18 protein-coding genes are annotated in these 21269 nt (G+C 53.1%); 11 read left to right on the plus strand and 7 right to left on the minus strand.

Annotated elements, in window-relative coordinates; translation table 11 throughout:
• Nucleotides 1–3: 3 nt before the first annotated feature.
• The gene (vgb(C), locus tag GYMC10_RS02325; RefSeq protein WP_012818666.1) at nucleotides 4–903 is read right to left on the minus strand and encodes a streptogramin B lyase Vgb(C); all 900 of its coding nucleotides are present in this window, start codon (nucleotides 901–903) and stop codon (nucleotides 4–6) included.
• 457 nt (nucleotides 904–1360) lie between these two features.
• Nucleotides 1361–1531, minus strand: a complete 171-nt coding sequence (locus GYMC10_RS32400; RefSeq protein WP_012818667.1) for a hypothetical protein — start codon at nucleotides 1529–1531, stop codon at nucleotides 1361–1363.
• A 414-nt stretch (nucleotides 1532–1945) separates the two neighbouring features.
• On the opposite strand from GYMC10_RS32400, the gene GYMC10_RS02330 reads away from it, so the two are divergent.
• From GYMC10_RS02330 to GYMC10_RS02370, 9 genes are all read left to right on the plus strand, one after another.
• The gene (locus tag GYMC10_RS02330; protein ID WP_012818668.1) at nucleotides 1946–3022 is read left to right on the plus strand and encodes a copper amine oxidase N-terminal domain-containing protein; all 1077 of its coding nucleotides are present in this window, start codon (nucleotides 1946–1948) and stop codon (nucleotides 3020–3022) included.
• A gap of 397 nt (nucleotides 3023–3419) precedes the next feature.
• Nucleotides 3420–5240: a sensor histidine kinase gene (locus GYMC10_RS02335; protein WP_012818669.1), complete on the plus strand. Its 1821-nt coding sequence runs from the start codon at nucleotides 3420–3422 to the stop codon at nucleotides 5238–5240.
• Nucleotides 5230–6780, plus strand: coding sequence for a helix-turn-helix domain-containing protein (locus tag GYMC10_RS02340; RefSeq protein WP_260871482.1), 1551 nt, complete (start codon nucleotides 5230–5232; stop codon nucleotides 6778–6780). The genes GYMC10_RS02335 and GYMC10_RS02340 overlap by 11 nt, the downstream gene beginning before the upstream one ends.
• A gap of 117 nt (nucleotides 6781–6897) precedes the next feature.
• Entirely contained in the window at nucleotides 6898–8223 is a 1326-nt protein-coding gene (locus tag GYMC10_RS02345) for an extracellular solute-binding protein (protein WP_009595478.1), read from the plus strand.
• A 45-nt stretch (nucleotides 8224–8268) separates the two neighbouring features.
• On the plus strand, nucleotides 8269–9144 hold the full coding sequence (locus tag GYMC10_RS02350; RefSeq protein ID WP_009595489.1) for a carbohydrate ABC transporter permease: 876 nt from the start codon (nucleotides 8269–8271) through the stop codon (nucleotides 9142–9144).
• 18 nt (nucleotides 9145–9162) lie between these two features.
• Nucleotides 9163–10032, plus strand: a complete 870-nt coding sequence (locus GYMC10_RS02355; protein WP_012818671.1) for a carbohydrate ABC transporter permease — start codon at nucleotides 9163–9165, stop codon at nucleotides 10030–10032.
• A 253-nt stretch (nucleotides 10033–10285) separates the two neighbouring features.
• Nucleotides 10286–11350: a bifunctional transcriptional activator/DNA repair enzyme AdaA gene (locus tag GYMC10_RS02360; protein WP_012818672.1), complete on the plus strand. Its 1065-nt coding sequence runs from the start codon at nucleotides 10286–10288 to the stop codon at nucleotides 11348–11350.
• A 207-nt stretch (nucleotides 11351–11557) separates the two neighbouring features.
• Entirely contained in the window at nucleotides 11558–12808 is a 1251-nt protein-coding gene (locus tag GYMC10_RS02365; RefSeq protein ID WP_012818673.1) for an MFS transporter, read from the plus strand.
• A 122-nt stretch (nucleotides 12809–12930) separates the two neighbouring features.
• Nucleotides 12931–13383 carry a hypothetical protein gene (locus GYMC10_RS02370; protein ID WP_012818674.1) on the plus strand — a complete coding sequence of 151 codons (453 nt, stop codon included), beginning with the start codon at nucleotides 12931–12933 and terminating at the stop codon, nucleotides 13381–13383.
• Between the two features lie 116 nt (nucleotides 13384–13499).
• Here the strand turns inward: GYMC10_RS02370 and GYMC10_RS02375 are convergent, their stop codons facing one another.
• Complete coding sequence (locus GYMC10_RS02375; protein WP_036664747.1) at nucleotides 13500–14327, minus strand: helix-turn-helix domain-containing protein; 828 nt, start codon at nucleotides 14325–14327, stop codon at nucleotides 13500–13502.
• Between the two features lie 139 nt (nucleotides 14328–14466).
• Between GYMC10_RS02375 and GYMC10_RS02380 the strand changes: the two genes are divergently transcribed.
• A complete protein-coding gene (locus GYMC10_RS02380) occupies nucleotides 14467–15240 on the plus strand; it encodes a sugar phosphate isomerase/epimerase family protein (protein ID WP_012818676.1) in 774 nt (257 codons plus the stop codon).
• Nucleotides 15241–15266: 26 nt separating this feature from the next.
• Complete coding sequence (locus GYMC10_RS02385; protein WP_012818677.1) at nucleotides 15267–16286, plus strand: Gfo/Idh/MocA family protein; 1020 nt, start codon at nucleotides 15267–15269, stop codon at nucleotides 16284–16286.
• Nucleotides 16287–16433: 147 nt separating this feature from the next.
• Here the strand turns inward: GYMC10_RS02385 and GYMC10_RS02390 are convergent, their stop codons facing one another.
• From GYMC10_RS02390 to GYMC10_RS02405, 4 genes are all read right to left on the minus strand, one after another.
• A complete protein-coding gene (locus tag GYMC10_RS02390; protein WP_012818678.1) occupies nucleotides 16434–17345 on the minus strand; it encodes a glycoside hydrolase family 43 protein in 912 nt (303 codons plus the stop codon).
• A 23-nt stretch (nucleotides 17346–17368) separates the two neighbouring features.
• Nucleotides 17369–19015 carry an MGH1-like glycoside hydrolase domain-containing protein gene (locus GYMC10_RS02395; RefSeq protein ID WP_012818679.1) on the minus strand — a complete coding sequence of 549 codons (1647 nt, stop codon included), beginning with the start codon at nucleotides 19013–19015 and terminating at the stop codon, nucleotides 17369–17371.
• Between the two features lie 22 nt (nucleotides 19016–19037).
• The gene (locus GYMC10_RS02400; RefSeq protein ID WP_012818680.1) at nucleotides 19038–20354 is read right to left on the minus strand and encodes an ABC transporter substrate-binding protein; all 1317 of its coding nucleotides are present in this window, start codon (nucleotides 20352–20354) and stop codon (nucleotides 19038–19040) included.
• A 74-nt stretch (nucleotides 20355–20428) separates the two neighbouring features.
• Complete coding sequence (locus GYMC10_RS02405; protein ID WP_012818681.1) at nucleotides 20429–21268, minus strand: carbohydrate ABC transporter permease; 840 nt, start codon at nucleotides 21266–21268, stop codon at nucleotides 20429–20431.
• Nucleotide 21269 lies beyond the last annotated feature (1 nt).

A 21269-nucleotide genomic window follows, 5' to 3' on the forward strand; every position in this document is an offset into this window, starting at 1 on the left:
CGATCAGGAATACTCATATTGAACGATGAAACGGCCGATCTGATCGCATTCCTCGGCGAACCATACCTCGCCGCCGGAATCCACGGCAATGCCGTGAGGCTCGGCTGAGGGGGTGGGGATCGGGTACTCGGTAATGTCCCCGGTACATGTTATTCGTCCGATCCGGTTGGCTCCCCACTCCGTAAACCATAAATCTTCGCGAGCTCCCGCCGCGATGGCATGGGGTCTGGCATTCCCGGAAGGGAGCTTGAATTCCGTAATCTCCCCGGCCGTCGTGATCCGTCCGATTTGATTGCCGTTGATTTGAACGAACCACAGGGCGCCATCGGCACCTGCCGTGATGCCGACAGGCCCTGATTGCTCGGTTGGAATCCGGTACTCGGCGATCTCCCCGTCTACCGTAATCCGGCCGATGCAGTTGTTTTGGTTTTCCGTAAACCACAGCGCGCCGTCCGGACCGGCCGTGATATAGGAAGGGTACGAGCCTGCGCGCGGCAAATCGTATTCCGTGATAACGCCTGCCGGCGTAATCCGGCCAATCCGATTGCCGATTAGCTGGGTGAACCATATGGCTCCATCCGGGCCCTCCGTCAAGCCGTAAGGAGACGAGCCTGCTTCCGGCAGCTCGAATTCCGTGAATGTCCCTTCTATTGTCATCCGTCCGATTTTATTCGCTTTGTACTCCGTGAACCAGAGGTCCCCGTTAGGGGCAGAGAGGATGGACATGACCCCCGCATCCGGCGTCGGGACATCGAAAGTACGCATATCCCCTCCCTTGGTGATTCGTCCGATCCGGTTTCCTTTTTGCTCCGTGAACCAGATGGCCCCGTCTCGTCCTGCCGCAATGCCATAAGGTCCCGACTCCCGGTTCGCTATCTTGTACTCCTGTACCGTGATCTGCATGCAAACATGCCTCCTTGTAGAAGTTGTTAGGATGCTTAAAGCGGATTCTTCATTTGATTGAGCGTGTTCAAATCTCGCGTTCGGCTTTCCCGGAATGGGGAAGGCCCTCCCTTGGATGCTTAGATGAGTTCCTGTCATCGATAATCTCTAGCCTCTCAATTGGTGTTGATTAAATAGAAAAACCCCCCACTCCGAGATTTCGGAATAGGAGGCGAATACGAACTAAGAAGATGCGGACTCTACCTGGAGAAGTCCCAAACATCCACCCGTCACATATAAAAAAAGCCGCACGAATCCTATCCCGAAAACCTCGTATCGTGAAATCGAAGTGTTTTCCAAATGCTTGGGACAGGATTAGTAGATCATTGGCTTTGGGTTCACCCTTTCATTTCTGGTTGCCTAGACTTTACCATAGGATATTCCGTGGTTTCAACCTCGGTTTATCCGAAGTTTGCCTTTACAACCGTCGGTTGCGCTTCTCGTCGATGTAGAGTTCAAGCGCGGTTATGGCCCGGATCATCAATTTGATGAGGAGATACAAAGCATATAAACCGAGAAGTGCGAATAGCCCGTATACGATAATGCTAAGCATGGAAAACATGCCGAAAAAGGATATCCCCTGGTTCAAGGAGCTCACCTCCCTTCAAGGTACTGTTTTACGAATCATATCGAAGATTCCAGTTGTCATATCCTTAAGACCAGGCGATGGCTTAACTCCCCGCTGAAGCTCGGAGCTCGGATACAGGTGAGTTCGTGCCCGATCCATGACATACTTATCGTTGGTATCCCGAATGAATGCCATTAACCTTGAATTAAGTATGTTCCATAATATAACAATCATTTCTGATTCTAACATATCATCTGGAATGTGGTCATGAATTTAAGTTTAAAAGCGGCAATTTTTACTGATGATGATCGAAAAAAATCGAAATAGAGACGCTTTTCGTCATTTTTCATGGATATGCACGAACCAATTGCATTCACCTTGCGTCTTAGTTATAGATGCATTACTGAATATTATAAGCCAAGGAGATTAGCGAACATGATAACCCGGAAATGGACGAAAATGGCTGCAAGCGGCGCTATAGCGGCCGCGATGCTGTTAAGTACGGCGGTACAGGCCCAGGCCGCGCACAAGCAGGACTTGGAATTTTTAAACGTCAATCATTATGTAATGACGCCGGATGTCAAACCCGTCATCGTGAACGGCACAGTGCTGGTCCCCCTGAACACGGTCAAGGAATACTTGAAGCCTATGGGGCTCCGCTGGGATAACAAGAATAAGACGCTAACCGTCAACACGGGCACCGATCAAGTCACCTTGAAAATGGGAAGCGACGTTGCCGAGGGAAAAGAGAAGACCTACGCCCTGTCCGTTCCCGCGCAGCTTATGGATGGTCGCGTCATGGTTCCCGCCCGATTCATGACGGAGCTGTACGATGCTGAAGTCCGCTTGGATACGAAGGATGGCATGGTTTACATTTATACGCCGGAGGTTGACCTGTTGACGGCGGAGGAGAACAGCAATGTGAAGCTGTATCCGGTCAGCGCATCGAAATATGGCAGATATGAAGGCATGGTGGTCGAGGTAGAAGGCAGGAAGCGGGTTTTTAAGGACTGGCATGGAGGAGAGGCTACGCGTAAACCGGTCATTCATTACCAGGATGTCACAGGCGATGGCAAGCCGGACGTTGTTGTGTTCTACGTGGACGGGACGGGCACCGGTCTGTACGCGGGGGAGATGCATGTAGTGGACGCCGGTTCTCTGGAGGAAATCCCGATCGAATCGCTGGAGCAGGCCGTATCGAGCCATGTGAAATCCAGCATCGAGAAGGAAGCGGATCACTTTACGGTTAAGGTTACGGTTGACGGAAAGGAAAGCGTCCAGAAGTTCAAGGACGATTCCAAAGATAAAAGCTATCTATTTGATAAGCTTGGCTTCGGAGCCGTTGTCAGACATCGTTTGGCGGAAGGACGGCTTCTTACGGAAGCGGCAGGAAGCATGAGCCCGGCCGGTTTTGCCGGGGATCTCCGAATCACATACCGATTTAATGAAGAGCTGAACCGGTTTGAGGTGGATGACATGGAATATCGTCGTTTGGAAGAGCGAGAGCAATAACGGTTTTTCATCATAAAGCTTTAGGACTACACATAAACGCATGTTGGCAGGATGTGATCAACATGGGTTAGAAGCGGAAGGTTTCGGTCGGATGATGTGAATTCCGAATGTGAGGGCGCTGCGGCGCCCTTTTTGTGCTGTGCTTTTATAGATTTCAACGCCGTTTTCATCTCCGTAGCCGTTCGCCGAAATGGGGCGTATACCATATGCTTCAAGAAGATTTCATCCCTTCTCATAGGACTTTATTACCATTTACTTGAGTCTTAAGATTCCTCTAAGATAGTTAATAAACCTGACACATTTTAGCGAAGAATGGAGATTGATTTTGAAGTAAACGCATTCAATGTTAAGTAATATAACAAGCCCATACCATGGGGACTTTGAACGGGGTGTATGTATGCAGCAATGGCTTGGGAAATCGCTAAAGCATAAATTGTCGTTGCTTATCATTATCGCTACGCTGGTGCCGCTGCTGTTTCTGGGCATTTTCTCTTTTAACATAGCCAAAAGCCTGACCGAGGAGAAGGCCAAAATTACGGGGATGAATACGCTCCGCCAGCTGGAAGCTTACCTGGATACGATGGTCAAGGACGTGGAGAATATCTCGCTGTTTCTCATCGGGCATACCGGTGTTCAGGCCTATCTGAAGACCGAGCAGAGCAACTACGTTCAGCAGACGACGGTTATTAATTTTTTGACGAACCTGGCCTTTTCCAAAGATTATATCGCCAACATCATCGTCGAACCGCTCGGCAGCAAAGATGCGATTTCGCATAAATCCTTGGTACGCTCCGAGTTCCGGAATATTACCGAAATGGTTCCCGATTATTACGAACACCATCCCAAATGGTGGTCATTCGTTCACCGGCAGTGGACCTTTGAAGGCGTCAGGAAGGTCATCACGCTGGCCCGGCCGATTCGGAGCACGGATAAATACAAGCCGATCGGGAACCTGCAGATCAATCTGGATCAGGGCGTCATTGCCAATCAGTTCCGGCAGGCCGTCCTGGAGAAGACCGGATTCGTCCTTCTTCTTGACGAGAATAACCGGATTATCGCCGGTCCGCCGGATATGGAGACCAATTTGACGCTGGCGGATTATTATCCTGCGATTGGAGAGTTCGAGGGGCTCAGCGGCAATATAGACTATGGCGAGGGAAGCAGCAAGAAGACCATTCTCTATAAGAAAATGTCCAGCGTGAACTGGAAGCTCGTCGGCATCATTCCTTCGCAGGAATACCGTTCCCAGAACCAGTATTTCATCAAATTGACGGCGGTTGCGGTCACGGTGGCCATCCTGCTGGCCATTATCCTGGTTCTTTTCCTGATCCAGAAGATTACGAATCCTCTGTCCGTCTTAACGAAATTCCTCAAGAACTCGAGCCCGGAAGAGCCGCTGCCGGCGCTGCCGGTCAAAACGGTTGATGAGGTCGGGCAGCTTATTATCAGTTATAACCGGCTCAGCTCCCGGATCGTGAAGCTTACCGATGAAGTGAAGCTGAACGAGTCGCTGAAGAAGGAGGCGGATATGCATGCACTGCAGGTGCAGATCAATCCGCATTTCCTCTACAATACGCTGTCATCGATCCATTGGCTGGCGCTGATGAACCAGGATGTGAAGATTGCCGAGATGGTGGGATCGCTCAGCGATTTTCTGAGGTTCAGCCTGAACAACGGGCAGGAATACTGCACGATACAGCAGGAGATCATGCATGTCCGCCACTACGTGAACATCCAAACCATCCGCTATCCGGACAAATTCGAGTTTAAGGATCTTGTGGAAGAGGATCTGTATCAGCACACCATGCTGAAGCTGCTGCTGCAGCCGTTGGTGGAGAATTCCATGCTGCATGGCATCCTGAGCCGTGACGGGGTAGGGACGATTACGATTCGCGGACACCGCGAACCCGAAGGGATCCGCTTCGTGGTGGAGGATGACGGCATCGGGATGACGGCGGAGCGCCTGAAATGGCTTCAGGAGCAGCTGGTCGAAAATCCGCTGCAGTACGAGAAGGGACAAACCCCGCGCGGCAGCTACGGGCTGCGGAACGTCCATAAGCGGCTGCTCCTTCATTACGGGAAGGATGCGGGGCTGCGTGTGGAGAGCACCGAGGGTACCGGGACACGGGTGATGTTTACGATACCTGATTTACCTGAAATTCAACAATCGGAAATATCCGGCAAAGGGGATGGCGACATTGAAGGTCATGATCGTTGATGATGAAGTGATCATTCGAAATGGTTTGAGTACCGTGATCAATTGGGCGGATAACGGCTTTACGGTGCTGACGCCCGCGGCTTCGGCGGAGGAAGCCCTTCAGCGTATTCCCGTTGAAATGCCCGAAATCATATTTACGGACATACGCATGACAGGCCTGAGCGGATTGGACATGGCGCATCAAGTCAAGCAGCAGTATCCCGAGATCGAGATCATCGTCATTTCGGGATACGATGAATTCGCGTATGCGCAGCAGGCGATGCGGGAAGGCGTGAGCGATTACCTGCTGAAGACGAGCAGGCCCGGTGAAATTATCGAGGCGGCTGTCCAAGCCAGGGGACGGCTGTTGCAGCGCAGGCTTACACAAGCGAAGGGGCAGGCCCAGGAAATGGTGGTCAACCGGGGCTTTCTGCGAAGACTGCTTGCTTCCGGGACTCCGCTGGATGAGCATGCCGAGGCCGAATTGTGTGAGCGATACCCGGAGCTGCGTTTGGAATCGAACGATTCGGTGCTGCAGATCTGGATGCTGTCGGTCTATCCGCTGCATCCAGAAGAGGCGGAACAATCGAACGTCAGCAGCGAGCTGCATCGATTAATCGGCACGGAGCTGGCCGAAGTGCTGCCATGCGCGTGGCTGGAGTGGAACGGCTCGCTGCTTCTGTTGGTGCGGGCAGAGCCGAATCATGGCTGGGGGCGGGTAGATTCCGCTCTGCATAAGATGGAATCCACGCATGCCTGCCGCATCAAGGCTGCCAGCGGCCGACGGGTCGCAAGCGCCAGGGAGCTGCACATTGCGCTGGCTACCGCGGTAGAGGCCAGCTCCTACGAGTGGCTGCTGCAATCGGAACGGCATATCCGTTATGAAGATATCGAAGGACGTACAGGCATCCGCACGGTATGTTCGATGGAAGAAGAAACCAAGCTGTCATCCCTGCTGCGTTCGGGGGAATCCGCCGACTTGCAGGCATGGGTGGCGGATCTGCTGCGGCGTATCCAAAGCCAGGGCCAGGCAACGCCCGGCTCGGTTCAGGCTTACCTGCATTCCCTGATCGTCTCGGCACAGCGCTGGCTCATACGGGCTGCGACGTCTATCGGCTATACCAGTCCGGTGAAAGTGGAAGAGACGTACGATATCCGCGAGTTGACCAAGAATCCGGAGAAGGTGCTGGTCGATTCGCTCGGGCTCATCATGAAGGAGTACCGTGATATGGTGTCGACGACAAGTCCCGTCCAGCGAGCGATCTCCTTCATTCATGAACATCTGGGACAGAGCTTGTCTCTCCAACAAGTGGCCAAGCATGTTCATATGAACCCCAACTATTTCAGCGAAATGTTCAAGAAGGAGACCGGACAGAATTACATCGAATTCGTAACCCAGGCGAAGCTTCGGAAAGCGATGCACCTGCTGCGGGAAACGCCGGCCAAAATCAGTGAAATCGCGAATGAAATCGGCTACGAGGATATCAAATATTTTAACCGCCTGTTCAAAAAGTGGACCGGACTCACCCCTTCGGAGTATCGGACAAATCCCGAATCCTGAATTTTGTCCCTCTATGGACTGAATTATATCCCCTATGTAAGCGTTACATCCTCTTTTATACTTGGGCTAATCATCTTGAAGCTTCATCATTTTCGTATATTAAAAGGGGGATTGACCATGAGACCAAAACGTAAAATAGGTCTTGTACTGCTGATGATGACACTGGTTCTTGCAGCTTGCGGAGGCGGGCAAAGCAAAGAGCAGGCCGGAGGGAACGAAGGCGATCAAGAAAAGGTCAAGCTGACCATCTGGCATAACTTTGCCGGTGACGACCTGCGCGCGAAATCAGTCCGGAGTTTTATCGATCAATTTGCTCAGGACCATCCTGAAGTTACGCTCGACGCGCAAGCGATTCCGCCGGACGGTTACCGTCAGCGTCTGAGCACCGTTGCGGCTGCAAATGAAATGCCGGACGTGTTCTTCGTTTATGCGGGAAGTCAGTCGGCCGAGCTTCATCAAGCGAAGCTGCTTCAACCGATCACGGAAGTGTTGGACGCCCATTCCGATTGGAAGGACAAATTCCTGCCGGGCGCATTTGATCCATACGAGTTCGAGGACGGCCAGATTTACTCCGCTCCACTGGGCATGTCCGCAACATCGATTCTCTACTACAACAAAGCGTTGTTTGACAAACATAACGTAAAAGTTCCGACGACTTGGGAAGAAATGATGGCGGCGGTTAAAACGTTCAACGATAACGGCATTACGCCGATCGCCCTCGGAAACAAAGCGCCGTGGGTTGCGCAATCTACCATTATCGGATCGATTGCCGACCGCGTGACCGGCACCGAATGGTTCAAAAAAGCGGCAGCACAGGATGGCGCGAAATTCACCGATCCTGAGTTTATCGAAGCACTTGGCTATTTCAAAGAGCTCGTCGACAACAAAGCATTCCAAGAAGGTGCCAACAGCATCGACAACACGCAAGCCGAGCAGTATTTCATCCAAGGCAATGCAGCAATGATGATCAGCGGCGCGTGGACGCTCACCAACTTGGCGGCTTCTTCCTCCGAAGAGCAGATGAAGGATATTGAAGTGACGACTCTGCCTGCGATCCCTGGTGGCAAAGGCGAAGCTAACACCATCTCCGGCGGAGCTGGCGGCGGTCTGGCCCTCAGCAGCAGAACGGAAGGGAAAGCGAAAGAATTGGCGCTCGAACTGATTTATGCCGTGAGTGGACCGGAAGCGCAAAAAGCGATTGCCGAGAGCAACTCCATGGTCATGTACGATACCGAAATCGATGAGTCGAAAGTTACTTCCCTGTACTACAAAGCCTTTAACCTGGTGAAATCCACAGGCATTACGCCGGTATACGATGCTTATCTGTCTGCAGAAGCGGCTGAAGTCATCAACAACGGCCTGCAGGAAATCATGATGGGCGGTGCCGTCGAAGGCGTGGCCCAGAAGCTGCAGGATGCGCAAGCCCGATCCGCTACTCCATAAGAATAGATTCACCGCTGCATAAGGATTAGGAGGGAGGAGGCTGCCATGCCTACAGCGATGAGAAGCAAAGGATTTATAGCCATAGCTCTTCTTCCTGCGCTTCTGTTGTTTCTGATATTTGTCATCATTCCGGTTTTTTGGTCAGCATACTACGGATTTTTCAGTTGGAAAGGGTTCGGAGACGCCACGTTCATCGGCCTTGACAATTATAGAGAGATGTTCAAGGACCCGATCTTCTGGCGGGCGCTTCGAAACAACCTGATTCTGGTCGTATCGTCCATTATCGGCCAGGTTCCGATCGCGTTGATTCTGGCTATCGTATTGTTCAAGAATTCGTTCTTCTCCAGGTTCATCCGGTCCGCTGTCTTCATGCCGATGGTTCTCTCCACGGTGGTTGTCGGTCTCATCTGGGGTTACATTTACCACCCGCAGTTCGGGATTGCCAACTATGTGCTGGAGATGCTCGGCCTGGAGTCATGGACCCGTGCTTGGCTGTCCGATCCGAAGGTCAACATGCTGGCGATATCGATCCCGATTAACTGGGCGAACATCGGCCCTTATCTGGTCATCTTTATCGCAGCGCTGCAAAATATTTCGCCAGAGATCCACGATGCGGCCAAAATCGATGGCTCCACCGGCTGGAACAAGCTGATGCAAATCACGCTGCCGATGGTCTGGAGCACGGTGGTCGTAACCATTGTGCTCTGTATCTCGGGAAGCCTGAAAGCTTTTGACCATGTCATCGTCATGACAGGCGGCGGACCGGCGCAATCGACCGAGCTTCTTGCTACCTATATGTACAACAGCACGTTCAGCGTGTACCGCTACGGTTACGGCTCCGCCGTTTCCACGATGATCATGATCGTCAGCGCCATTCTTATCGCGCTTAACTATTTCGCAACGCGCAGAAAGTCAAGTTAACATGAAGGAGGGAGCGATGTGAATTTACAGACGACCGGGACCGGAAGTACCTCAGGGAAACGCGTCATCACGAAGGGGTTAACCGGATTCGTAAAATTGCTGCTGATTGTGTATGCGATTCTTACGCTCTATCCCTTGTACTGGCTTTTTACGAGCGCGTTTAAATCGAACCAGGATTTCTTCAACAACCCTTACGGCTTGCCGAAGGAGTGGATGACCGAGAATTTATTCCGGGCATGGGAGCTCGGAAATATGGGCCGAGCGATGATCAATTCAACGGTTGTAACGATTACGGCCGTCGTGCTGACCATCCTGCTCAGCGTGCTGGCGGCGTATGTGCTGTCCAGATTCCAGTTTCGGTTTAAAAAGCTGGTGGTCGTATTGTTTACGACGGGGCTGCTGATTCCGATCCATAGTACGCTGGTGCCCCTGTTCATTATGATGAAAAATATCGGCCTGCTCGACACGTACGGCGCACTCATCCTGCCATATACGGCGTTTGAGCTGCCGATCGCGATCTTCCTGGCGATGGCGTACATGTCATCCATTCCAAGAGAGATTGAAGAAGCGGCCATGATCGACGGCAGCGGCTGGTGGGGAATCTTCGGCCGAATGATTCTGCCGCTCTGTACGCCGATTGTGGCAACGATATCGATTCTGGCATTCCTCCGATTCTGGAATGATTTCTCTTTCGCCCTCGTATTCATCAATACGCAGGCATTGAAGACACTCCCGCTCAGCTTGTCCCTGTTCTCGGACGGCTTCGGCACGGATTACAGCCTGACGATGGGAGCGATGGCGATCGCGGTCATTCCGACGATCGTGGCCTACCTAATACTGCAGGAGCAAATCATGAAGGGCATGGTGGCAGGATCCATCAAAGGTTAAACTTCAAGCGAAATTCATATTCTTGAAAGAAAAAAGCCTCTTCCGGTCAACGGAAGGGGCTTTTCGTATGATTGGTCAATCAGGGGCATCGGAGTCGGCGCTTTTTCCTCTCGAAAATATTCGTGCACGTTTTTCGGCCACGTCATGCCGGCAAAAGAAATATAATAGAAACACGAGAACAAGAGAGCATGATGATTAAGGCCAACAAGCGTATGGCCCTTTAGAAAGTACATCAGAGCGGGGAGGAACCCAAGTGATATCGGCTGCCAATCAGCAGGAGTATTACCAGGCGCTGCTGGAAAAGAAATCGGAGTACGAGGGCGTGTTTTATGTAGGCGTGAAGACTACAGGAGTGTTCTGCCGCCCGACATGCCCGGCCCGGAAACCGAAGATGGAAAACTGCGAATTTTACGAGACGGCTCAAGAAGCGCTGCTTGCATCCTTCAGGCCTTGCAAACGCTGCCGTCCGCTATCGCACCCCAATCAGGTATCGGACCTGGTCCGGCTGCTCGTAGAAGCCGTTGAGGAGAATCCGGAGAAAAGGTGGACCAACCAGGATTTCCAGAAGCTGTCCGTCGATGCTTCAACGGCAAGGCGCCAGTTCAAGAAACGGTTCGGGATGACCTTCGTTGAATACGCACGGGCACGGCGAATGGGACTTGCCCTGAAGCAAATCCGGGAGGGGCATGCCGTCATCGATGCGCAGCTGTCGACCGGATACGAGTCGAGCAGCGGTTTTAGGGATGCATTTTCCCGCATCATGGGCGCGGCGCCTAGCCGATCGGGGCACCATAACATCTTAAAAGCTTCATGGATCGACACGCGTCTCGGGCCGATGATGGCCATCGCGGATGAAGAGGCGCTGTATCTGCTCGAATTCGTGGACCGCCGGGGCCTGGAGCGTGAGGTTGAACGTCTCCGGCAGAGAACCAAGTCGGCGATCATTCCGGGCCATACGGCTCCGATCCGTTCAATCGAGCTGGAGCTCGCAGCGTATTTTGAAGGGAAGTTAACGGATTTCAAGACGCCCTTGTTCTTGCTGGGTTCGCCGTTTCAACAAGAAGTGTGGGGCCGATTGCTGCGGATTCCCCCCGGCCAAACGTCTTCGTATGGCGAAATCGCAGCGGCGATGGGAAGACCGACCGCATATCGCGCCGTTGCCCAAGCGAATGGCGCCAATCAGCTTGCGATTGTCATTCCATGCCACCGCGTGATCAATACGAGCGGTGAGCTCGGCGGATATGGCGGCGGCCTATCACGAAAGCAGTGGCTGTTGCATCATGAGCAGTCCATGAGTGCGGGAACCATACATGAATAGTAGACTTTCGTCGTAGAAAATGGTCTTACCTATCATTCTGTCGGTAAGTCGCCCCATGGTTTGATCGTGGAACGATTGGAATGAGTACGACTCTATCTGTTACAGATATGCTACAATCTAACTAGTTATAGCGCTCGTGACTTCATTCAGCAGTGACTCCAATATACAATTAACCTGAAAAATACGGCGCTCAGATGGAGGTTAGAGATGAATCTCACCAACAATAAGAGTTACGTATTTTTCTGGTTAGCCTCCACCATTTCATATTTTGGCACATATATAACCACACTTGCTCTCCAAGTGCTGGTGGTGGTTAACCTGGAAGGCAGTACCGTTGATGTGGGCTGGATCAATTCCTCGAGGTGGCTACCCTATGTGCTGCTGGGATTGGTGGCCGGAGTGATTATTGATCGCGTCAGTCGTCGGAACATCTTGGTACTGACCGATTTGGGACGGGGGATCTTGCTCGTAGCGATTTGCCTACTGGCATTGTTCGATGGAATCCATGTGGGCATTCTGATGATCATCATGATACTCTTCGGGACGATGTCGTTATTCAATGATGCTGCATCTCAATCTATTGTGCCCCAGCTCGTGCCGAGAAGGTTGTTATTGCCCGCTTATGCACGGTTGGAGCAAAGCGCAGCCGTTGCGGAAACCAGCGGCCCCGCAGCTGCCGGTTTATTAGTCTCCATCATTACGGCTCCGTTTGCCATCTTGGTTAACGCAGCTTCGTATCTGTTTTCAGGGCTGGTTATGGCTTTCATTAAACATCAGCCCATACAGGAAAAGGCCTCGAATGAACGTATAGTTGAATTGATAAAGGAAGGATTGCGCTGGGTCTATCGGCATCCGTTTCTTAGCACGCTGGCACTCAATACCCATGTGTGGTTTCTATTTAACAGTATGCTGGGTACGGTGCTGGTAACTTACGCTCTCACTGAATTAGGGTTTAATGCGTCAACCCTGGGACTGGTCATGACATCAGCAGGGATTGGCGCTGTTATAGGCACGACGTTATCAACCCGGGTCAGCAAGCGATTTGGAATTGGACGCAGCATCACGTTTGCCAGACTTTTGTATGCACCTGCGGTCCTGTTCATGGTTCTGGCACCATCCACTGACGACGGTGATCTGTCGATTCAGACCTTCCTCTTGATCGGATTTGGGCAACTGTTTTATGGTTTTGCATTAGGTATTGAAGGTCCGATTGAGATGGGTTACCGGCAGACGATCACACCTGCACACTTGCATGGGCGTATGAATGCCACCATGAGGTCTATCAACCGCAGTATGATCGTTATTGGAGCGCCTCTGGGTGGCTTAATCGCTGATGTATATGGATTTCGCACAGCATTAGGCGTTGTTATCACCGGACTGGCTGTAGTCGGAGTTTGGTTTGTGTTTTCACCGATGCGGGCTGCCCGTATGGATGATACGACAGATGTGAGTAAGTAGATCGATACGTTCTGCACGGTCATTGTGCCGTTACCTATGGAATCTTAGTGCTCCTTCGCACGATTTCAATTTCAACCACACACCGTACGGTTCAGCAGGTACGAAAGAGAGGAAAAGACGAGATGATGATTCCGATTCTAGCCTTGGCAGCTGCCATTTCCGGAGGCATTGTCGCTTCAGGAGCAGGTGTGGCCATTTTGGTCGGGTTTGTATTCTTTTTGATCGGCTTTTCCGGAAAGAAGGGGAGACGGCCGAATTTTCTGACTTCGGACGGGCTCAAGGCCATCGGCACGCTCTTGGTCGTGGCCGTGTTCATGGTGTTGGCTTATTCCTGTACCTTGACCAGCGGCTCCCTGATCCGTTTTAACGGGATGGACCCTGTCTTCCAATACGAGCAAGGAAAGAAACTGCTGTTTATCGGATTGGCCTCCGCTGCATGGTTTGTCGCCAGCTTCCTGTGGCTGCTCCCGTATATCGTCGAGATCAAGCCGCGGGATTGGAATCGCAATCATCTGATAGGGGTCGGAGTTTATTTCACGCTGGTCTTTGCCGCCGCCGGGGCTGCGATGCTATGAATGTGGCCGGAAAAAGCATTTTGCAGAATACTTTCGAGTTACTAAAGTACAAAGCAGCCTAGCCCCTGCCTTTAAGGAGGAGCATGGCTGCTTCTTTATATTATAGTAGAAAAAAATTAGCGGGGGTTTTTCTCCTGCCCCGGCCTTGCCGGCACCGTTGCCGTTTCCCGGAATTTCACCGGGGACACGCCATAGTTCGCCCGGAATACCCGGTGAAAATAAGAGTAGCTTGCGAAGCCGCAGGTTTCCGCGATTTCCTCCAGCGTCATCGTGCTGTATTTGATGCGTTCGACGGCTGCGTTCAGCCTGATCTCGAGTGCGTACTGGATCATGGTTTTTCCGTAATACTCCTTGAACAGTTTGACCGCCCGGGATAAGCTAAGCCCGACATGGGAAGCAGCTTCCTCCAGCTTGAAGGTTAGGGTGGCATGCTCCTCCACGAATCGCTTCAGCCGCAGGGCAGTGAAGGCAAGGCGATCGGTCGGCTTGATCTCGGTGATGGCGCGGTCCAGGCAGAGGCAGAGACTGCGCAGCAGGTAGTCGGTCAGTTCCCCGATTTCCCCTTCGAGGCCGCGCCGCTTCTCCAGCAGCATCTGTCTCCACAGACCGAGCAAATAATCGTCGAGCCCGACATGACTGACGACAGGGCGGGGGATGCGGTTCCACCAATCATCAATCCAGGAGCCGTCGCAGAATATAAAATAATCCCCGCTGGACACGCGGCCATCCTCGCCGTCTTCCTTCACCCGCAGCTCGTATTCATCGCCGGGCTTCAGCAGCAGCAGGTCGCCTGCCTGCACATGGTGCTCAATGCCGTTGCAGTAGATTTCGCAGGAGCCTTCGGTTTGAAGTCGGAACAGATAGGTCGTCAAGCCGCCCCGATGGCTGTTGCTGAATTGCTGAAAGTGATAGGAATAGTCGCAGATGAGCAGCCTAGCTTCCATAATGGTAACAACCCCCAGTAAAAATATAAGCAGATAGTTCATGTTGCAGCAATATTGTTTATGTTCATTTTAGCCTATTTGCATGTATGATAGTAGCAGATAGAGCAGTAACTCATTTTTGGAATCGAGGTGCGCTATAATGAGAAGAATGAACATTGGTTTGCAAATGTATACGCTGCGCGATGAAACGGCACAGGATTTCCGCGGTACGCTCCGCAAAGTTGCTGAATTGGGTTATGAAGGCGTGGAATTCGCAGGTTATGGAGACATTCCGGCCGAGGAAATGAAAACGCTTCTTCAAGAGCTTGGCTTGAAAGCGATCGGCAGTCACGTGGGCCTGCATCTGCTTCGTGCAGACCTGCAGAAGGAAATTGATTACCTGAAAACCATTGGCGCTAAATATATGATGTGTCCATATGTGGCCGAAGAAGATCGTAAAGATGCCGAGGATTGGAAGAACCTCTTCTCCTTCCTGGAGGAAGTAGGGGCCGAAGCCCGCAAGCAGGGACTGATCTTTGGATACCATAACCATGCATTCGAATTCGAAGCCGAGGTTGATGGCCAGTTCGTTTTTGATGCGATGTATTCCGCAACGACGCCGGAAGCCGTGCAAGTGGAGATGGACGTATGCTGGGTACAATTCGCCGGACAAGATCCGCTTACCTACATTCCGAAATACGCCGGACGTCTTCCGCTGCTTCACCTGAAAGACTTCAGCAAGGATGCGGAAGGCAACATGAAGACGCTGGAGCTGAGCCAAGGCTCGGTTAACCTGCCGGGCGTCATTCAGGCTGCATCCGATGCAGGCACGGAATGGCTGATCGTCGAGCAGGACGTATGTCAGAACCCGCCGCTGCAAAGCGTGGAGAACAGCATGAACTGGCTGAAGCAGAACTACCTGAACCAATTTTAATCTATAAGCAAAAAAGGAGACTTTCAATGAGCAAAATTAAAGTGGCAGTGTTTGGCTGCGGCGCGATCGCCCAGCGCAGACATATTCCTGAATACGCGAACAATGCTAACGTGGAGCTGGTTGCTTTTGCCGATCCGGTGAAGGAACGCGCCGAAGAGATGGCGGCCCAGTATGGCGGTAAAGCCTACGCAGACTACCAAGAACTGTTGAAGAACGAGAAGCTGGACGCCGTTAGCGTATGTACGCCGAACTATCTGCATGCTCCGATGAGCATCGCGGCTGCGAATGCCGGCCTTCATGTGCTGGTGGAGAAGCCGATGGCTACGACGGCTGAAGAAGGAGAGCAAATGATCGAGGCCGCCCGCAAGAACGGGGTGTACCTGATGGTAGGCCACAATCAACGCCTCATGCCTCCGCACGTAAAAGCGAAGGAGATTCTGGATTCCGGCAAGCTCGGCAAAGTGCTTACCTTCCGTACTTCCTTCGGCCACGGCGGTCCGGAGAGCTGGAGCCTGGATGGACGCGACAGCTGGTTCTTCCGCAAGGAAGAAGCGATTATGGGCGCCATGGGCGATCTCGGCGTGCACAAATCCGACTTTATCCGTTACCTGCTGAACGATGAGATCGTGGAAGTGGCAGGTTTTATCGGAACGGTCCATAAAGAAGGAACCGATGTGGACGACAACGCGACGTGCATCGTTCGCATGAAGAGCGGGGCCGTGGGCACGCTGATGGCAAGCTGGACGCATTACAGATCCGGCGATAACGGAACGGTATTGTGGTGCGAGAAAGGTGCCATGAAGATCGGTACCGTTAACGGCGACGAGGTGGTTGTAGAGCTGACCGACGGTACGGTGGAGACCTACAAGGTAGGCGCCATGGCAACCAATGAGAAGCAGGTTCCGAGCGGCGTCATCGACGCGTTCGTCGAATCCATTCTCACGAACACGCCGCCTAGCATTTCTGGTGAGGAAGGACTTCGTTCCTTGAACGTGATCCTGGGTGCATTCGAATCCCAAGAGACCGGTAAAATCGTGAAGCTGTAATAAATGAGAGTAGAGGGAGGCCGTATGCGTACGGCTTCCTTTTGTTTGTACTGCAAATCAAAGCAAGGCATAGCTTAGGAATGCAAAAAAACTATTAAAAAGTCCGCTCTGCCATCTTCATGGAGAGCGGACTTTTTAATATGGATTTTACTTGGGCATACGCGTTGTCCGATACATCCCATCCACCTTGATGCTATCACCGTCCTCCGCGACGGGAATGAAGATCGGTCGTTCATCCGGCGTGCGGTTCGGGGTATGCACGGTCAGCATCAGCTGGCCGTTCCAGGTACGGAACATCATGCCGTGCCCGCCGTCGCTGGAATATAAAGGTTCGGGTTCTTGGAGCCAAGGCCCGCATAGCTTGCCGGTTGGCGACTTGGCAACGCCGAGCGCGTATCGGCCATCCACAAAGCTGGCCCATAATAGGAGCAGATTCCCCGACGTTGTTCGAAACAGAAACGGGCCATCCGTCACATAGTTGCCCGATCCGGGAAAACGGGGCGAGTGGAACGGCGTGGCCCAAGCGGCTTCGGAGGCTCGGAACAGGGTTACGGGATCCGAGGCGGCCTCCGTGAGATCGGGACTCAGGCGCATGGCGCAAATCTCGCCGTCGCCGACCTGCTGCCACTCGCGGCAGAATACCATCCACGGCTGATCCCTTTCGTCGACATAGAGCGTGCCGTCCAGGGAACTCCAGTCGACAGGGGTCACGGGCCCATCGCTATGAAGGGAGAAGGGTGCTGTCGGCTGTTCAGCCGACAGCACCGCAGTTCCCAGCAGATCGTTATCTTTTCGGCGGAAGGTGGCAAACATGATGTAACGCCCGTGGTAATAGTAGACTTCGGGTGCCCAGAAGTTCACGTCCGCGAAGAAATCGTCCGGTTTGCGAAAGACCGGATAAGGGCCTCCCCAATCGATTAGATCCCGGCTGATATAGACATCGAAGCCGTTTCCTTCCTTCCATATATTTTTGTCGGTGCTGCCGTACATGTAGTATGTTCGCTGTGTCGGATCAGGCAGTACGTAGGGGTCCCGAAGCTGAATGTCTGCAGTTTTCACGCTTAAGCGTTCACCTCCTTCAATTAACGATAGCTAGGATAGATGATGCCGATATCCCTCTCCGTCTTCAAATCTCCGTCTGAATACTGCTGCATTTCATTGCCTTTGATCCGGATCGGAATGGATGTGCCTTGATAGCGGAGCTCGCCTTCAATAATTCGCACGCTCATGCCGATCACGCCCTCCAATTGTCCGCTGCGGTCCGTGACCAGCCGAATCCCGGCGGGCCCTTGAATATGAACGCGGCCTTCCCGGTATACGGTGACGTTGTCCGGGGTATTCACCAGTTCGTAGTGCAGCCCGTTCACAGTTCGGCTATAGGCCGTGTTGCCGGCGACTTCTTCGCCATGGTCCATATCGACCGGAAGCAATCCCGTAAACCACAGTCGATCCGATCCGATCGGCATGATGCCGCAGAGCCGTTCCACGTAATCCAGCAGGCACAGAATGGAAGGGGAATACGCCTCGGTAAAGCCCTCTGCACCTGTCCAAGGGCTCAAGGTTTGCGGGAAGCGCTTCGCCTTGGACAAGGCTGACAGAATCGGTTGCAGTACCCAGGTCAGCTCGACATAGCGGTGATGATGTTCAAAGGCATGCGGCGCCCGGATCAAGCTCAGAAAATTGGACGGCCCGCCCCAGCTGTTGTAAGAGGAGGACGGATCGAACCGCGGGTCGTCCATTGCGATGGACGTAAACGGATATTTGGCGAAGAATTTGCCGGTATTCAGCAAATACCGCCGCAGCATGTTGCCAAACAGCTCGGCGTCGCCCACCTCGCAGGCCATCACGCGCAGCAGCACGTCAGATTGGACCCGGACCAGTTCGTCGTTCCGATCCCGGTCATAGAAGAATTTATCGTCTTCGTCATAACAGTAACGGAAGAGGCTGTCCAGGCTGGCTTCGGCTTTGGCCCTCCAATCGGCTCCGGATTCGCCGAGCTCTTCGGCCATGCGGGCCAAATACATGCGCTGACAGTAGATGTTGGCCGTCAAATCCGGTGCCAGGAAGGGCAGAACCGGGGAGTCCGGGTGGAAGGCTGCGGCATCGTTCCGATAAGGCGTGTCCGGAACATGCCAGAACCTTGGCGACAGATCATGCCCGGTATCAAAAGTACTGAAAGCCTCCACACAGCCGGTTCCCCGGGTGTTGCGGTAACGCGCGATCCAATCGTCGTAACGCGACATGGCTTGGTACATGGTCTTCAGGAAGGAGAGGTCCCTTCCATGAAGCTCATAATGGTTCCAGACGCAGCGCGCCAGCGGCGTGACGAGCTGGATCTGGCGGAACGAAGGACCGTTCTCCGTCAGTTTATAAGGGAGCAGCCCATCCTCTCTTTGCTGATCGGCAAAGGCGAGGTAGGTTGTTTCCGAGACCGAGGGAATCAGTCGCGATAGCAGCTCCGCATTGATGGTGCCGGTGCTCTCCAGCCAGCAGCCGAGATAGATACCGCCCTCCTGCAGAATCGGATCGCTGCCGTTCATCGGCACGATGCAGGTCAGCAGCTTCTCCAGCGCGGTATAATAAGCCGTTTCCAGCCGCCCGCCCGATGCCGCGAATCGGACGCCTGTCGCCTGCCACTCCTGCAGCAGCTTCCGGTCTTCCGGTTTGCCCGGCTGCACCCGATCCGGTATCGAAATCCGGCGCAGCCGGTCCAGCATAGCTTCTGTCATGTCCGCCTCCTTGAAAGCTTTGTCATTGATTCGATTCAAATATGCGCACGGTGCCGTTGTAGAAGTCCGCAACGGCCTGCTCGACGTTTTTCCGGCCGAAACCGATCTCCTGGGTCGTCGTCTGGGCCAGCTTGGAGAACTCGGCGAATCCCGGCGGATTATAACTCACGTCAAAAGGCTCGGTCTTCGTGGCTTCCGATACGAGGCTCGTATAATTGTACACAATCTCTTCCACAGGACCCGCTTCCTCCTGGAGAAGGTTGCGGTTGGCTTCCGTCACCGGCACGCCGCGGTCGTTGCCGAGGATTTTGGCCGCTTCGGGATCGTTGATCCAGAAGTCCATGAGCGTGGCGACTTCCTTCGGGTGCTTGGTGTTGGCATATCCGGATAGTCCTTGGCTGGACTCGAATACCACGCCCGTACCCTTCGGACCTCTAGGTACCGGGTGGAGGATGAGCGGATCTTCCGTCAGGCTCTGGAATGCGGCCAGCTGATTGGAGGGGAGGAGGCTCATGGCGGCTTTACCCGTAATCAACAAGGATTTGCTGGTATCATCGTGCGGATTGGACACCTGAAGTTCAGGCGTAACGACACCGCCGGCCTTCGAAGCCTGTTCCCAATACTCGAACCATTCCTGAATGTCTTCCTTCGCGAAGCCGAGCTTTCCGTTCTCCATATCATACAGCTGTTTTCCGCGCTGCTTCAGAAAGATATCCATTCCGTCGACGGTGAAATTATAGGTACCGTATACGCCGTCGCCAAGCTTATCGGACAATTCTTTGCTGATGGCGGCAAAGTCCTCCCAATCCCAATCCTGCTCCGGCAGAGGAATGCCTGCCTTTTCGAACAGTGCCTTGTTGATGACGATTCCCCGGGCGTTTGCGCCGGCCGAAATATGCTGCAGCTTCCCATCCAGCCGGCCGTATTCCACCATGGTGGCATCCATGCCGTCCAGCTTCAGTTCGCTGCCGACATACGGATCCAGGTTCAGCAGCACATCTTTTTTGGCATAGTCCACCACGTTTCCGCCCAGGAAGAAGATATCCGGCGCGGTGCCGGAAGCCAGCTGGGTGTTCAGCTTATCGAAATATCCGGAGGAAGGCGAGAATTCGCCGACGATTTTGATGTTCGGATGTTTGCTTTGGAACACCTTCAGGGCTTCGTTCGTAATATCGGCCCGTTTCTGGTCGCCCCACCACATCATGCGCAGCTCGACTTGGCCGCTCGGCTCGGCCCCTGCGTCCGCATTCCCGCCTTCTCCCGTGTGATCCGTTCCGGAACAGGCGGTGACGAATAATAGGAGCGAAGCCAACATGCCAACGAAACATTTCTTCAACATGGATAATCCCCCAGTCTAATCATAATTGGTTCATTTGCAGCACGCCCTCGCACGTCGGCAGGCAGCTTCTGAGGCTACTTCAGGCCGGTTGTGGCAATGCCTTCGAGAAAATACCGTTGAAACACCAGAAAAATGATCGTCACAGGCAGCAGCGATAGCGTGGACATGGCGAGCAGCGCCCCCCAATCCGATTGCCCCGAAGGATCGAACAGGGATCGGATCCCCAGCTGTACAGTGAACAAATCAATCTTGCTTAAATAAATCATCTGGCTGAAGAAGTCGTCCCAGCTCCAGATGAAGGTGAAGATGGCCGTCGTAATCAGCGCAGGGACGAGAAGCGGCACCACGATGCGGAAGAAGATCTGCGATTGTCCGCAGCCGTCGATGGTCGCGCTCTCGTCCAGCTCCCGCGGAATGCCGCGGATGAACTGAACCATCAGCAGAATGAAGAAAGAGTCATGCGCCAGCCATTTGGGCAGGATGAGCGGGAAATACGTATTGATCCAATGAAGCTCGTTATACAGAATGTATTGAGGCACGAGCGTTACGTGGTAAGGCAGCATAATCGTCACCAGCATGATGCTGAACCACAGGCCTTTGAATTTGAACTTCAATCGGGAGAAGGCGTAGGCTGCCAGGGAACAGGAGACGATGTTCCCGATGACGCTCATGACCGAGATCAGCACGGAGTTGCCGAAGAATCGGCCGAAGGAAATGCCCTGGAGCCCGCTCCAGCCGTTCACGTAATGATCCAGCGTGAAGGCAGTCGGAATGAGGCTGCTGTTGGTGAAGATAAGATGATTCGGTTTAAACGAGCTGAAGACGAGCCATAGCACCGGATACAGCATGAGCAGGCCGAGGAGGATAATGGCGGCATGCCTCCCGGCTTGAACCAGTTGTCGCTTAAGCGGCATA

Origin of the sequence: Paenibacillus sp. Y412MC10, from assembly GCF_000024685.1 — a bacterium.
Classification (GTDB): Bacteria; Bacillota; Bacilli; order Paenibacillales; family Paenibacillaceae; genus Paenibacillus_AQ; species Paenibacillus_AQ lautus_A.

Coding starts and splice junctions, on each gene's coding strand:
- GYMC10_RS02330 (WP_012818668.1), top strand. CDS start 1,946: ATGATAACCCGGAAATGGACGAAAATGGCTGCAAGCGGCGCTATAGCG.
- GYMC10_RS02335 (WP_012818669.1), top strand. CDS start 3,420: ATGCAGCAATGGCTTGGGAAATCGCTAAAGCATAAATTGTCGTTGCTT.
- GYMC10_RS02340 (WP_260871482.1), top strand. CDS start 5,230: ATGATCGTTGATGATGAAGTGATCATTCGAAATGGTTTGAGTACCGTG.
- GYMC10_RS02345 (WP_009595478.1), top strand. CDS start 6,898: ATGAGACCAAAACGTAAAATAGGTCTTGTACTGCTGATGATGACACTG.
- GYMC10_RS02350 (WP_009595489.1), top strand. CDS start 8,269: ATGCCTACAGCGATGAGAAGCAAAGGATTTATAGCCATAGCTCTTCTT.
- GYMC10_RS02365 (WP_012818673.1), top strand. CDS start 11,558: ATGAATCTCACCAACAATAAGAGTTACGTATTTTTCTGGTTAGCCTCC.
- GYMC10_RS02370 (WP_012818674.1), top strand. CDS start 12,931: ATGATGATTCCGATTCTAGCCTTGGCAGCTGCCATTTCCGGAGGCATT.
- GYMC10_RS02375 (WP_036664747.1), bottom strand. CDS start 14,327: ATGGAAGCTAGGCTGCTCATCTGCGACTATTCCTATCACTTTCAGCAA.
- GYMC10_RS02380 (WP_012818676.1), top strand. CDS start 14,467: ATGAGAAGAATGAACATTGGTTTGCAAATGTATACGCTGCGCGATGAA.
- GYMC10_RS02385 (WP_012818677.1), top strand. CDS start 15,267: ATGAGCAAAATTAAAGTGGCAGTGTTTGGCTGCGGCGCGATCGCCCAG.
- GYMC10_RS02395 (WP_012818679.1), bottom strand. CDS start 19,015: ATGACAGAAGCTATGCTGGACCGGCTGCGCCGGATTTCGATACCGGAT.
- GYMC10_RS02400 (WP_012818680.1), bottom strand. CDS start 20,354: ATGTTGAAGAAATGTTTCGTTGGCATGTTGGCTTCGCTCCTATTATTC.
- GYMC10_RS02405 (WP_012818681.1), bottom strand. CDS start 21,268: ATGCCGCTTAAGCGACAACTGGTTCAAGCCGGGAGGCATGCCGCCATT.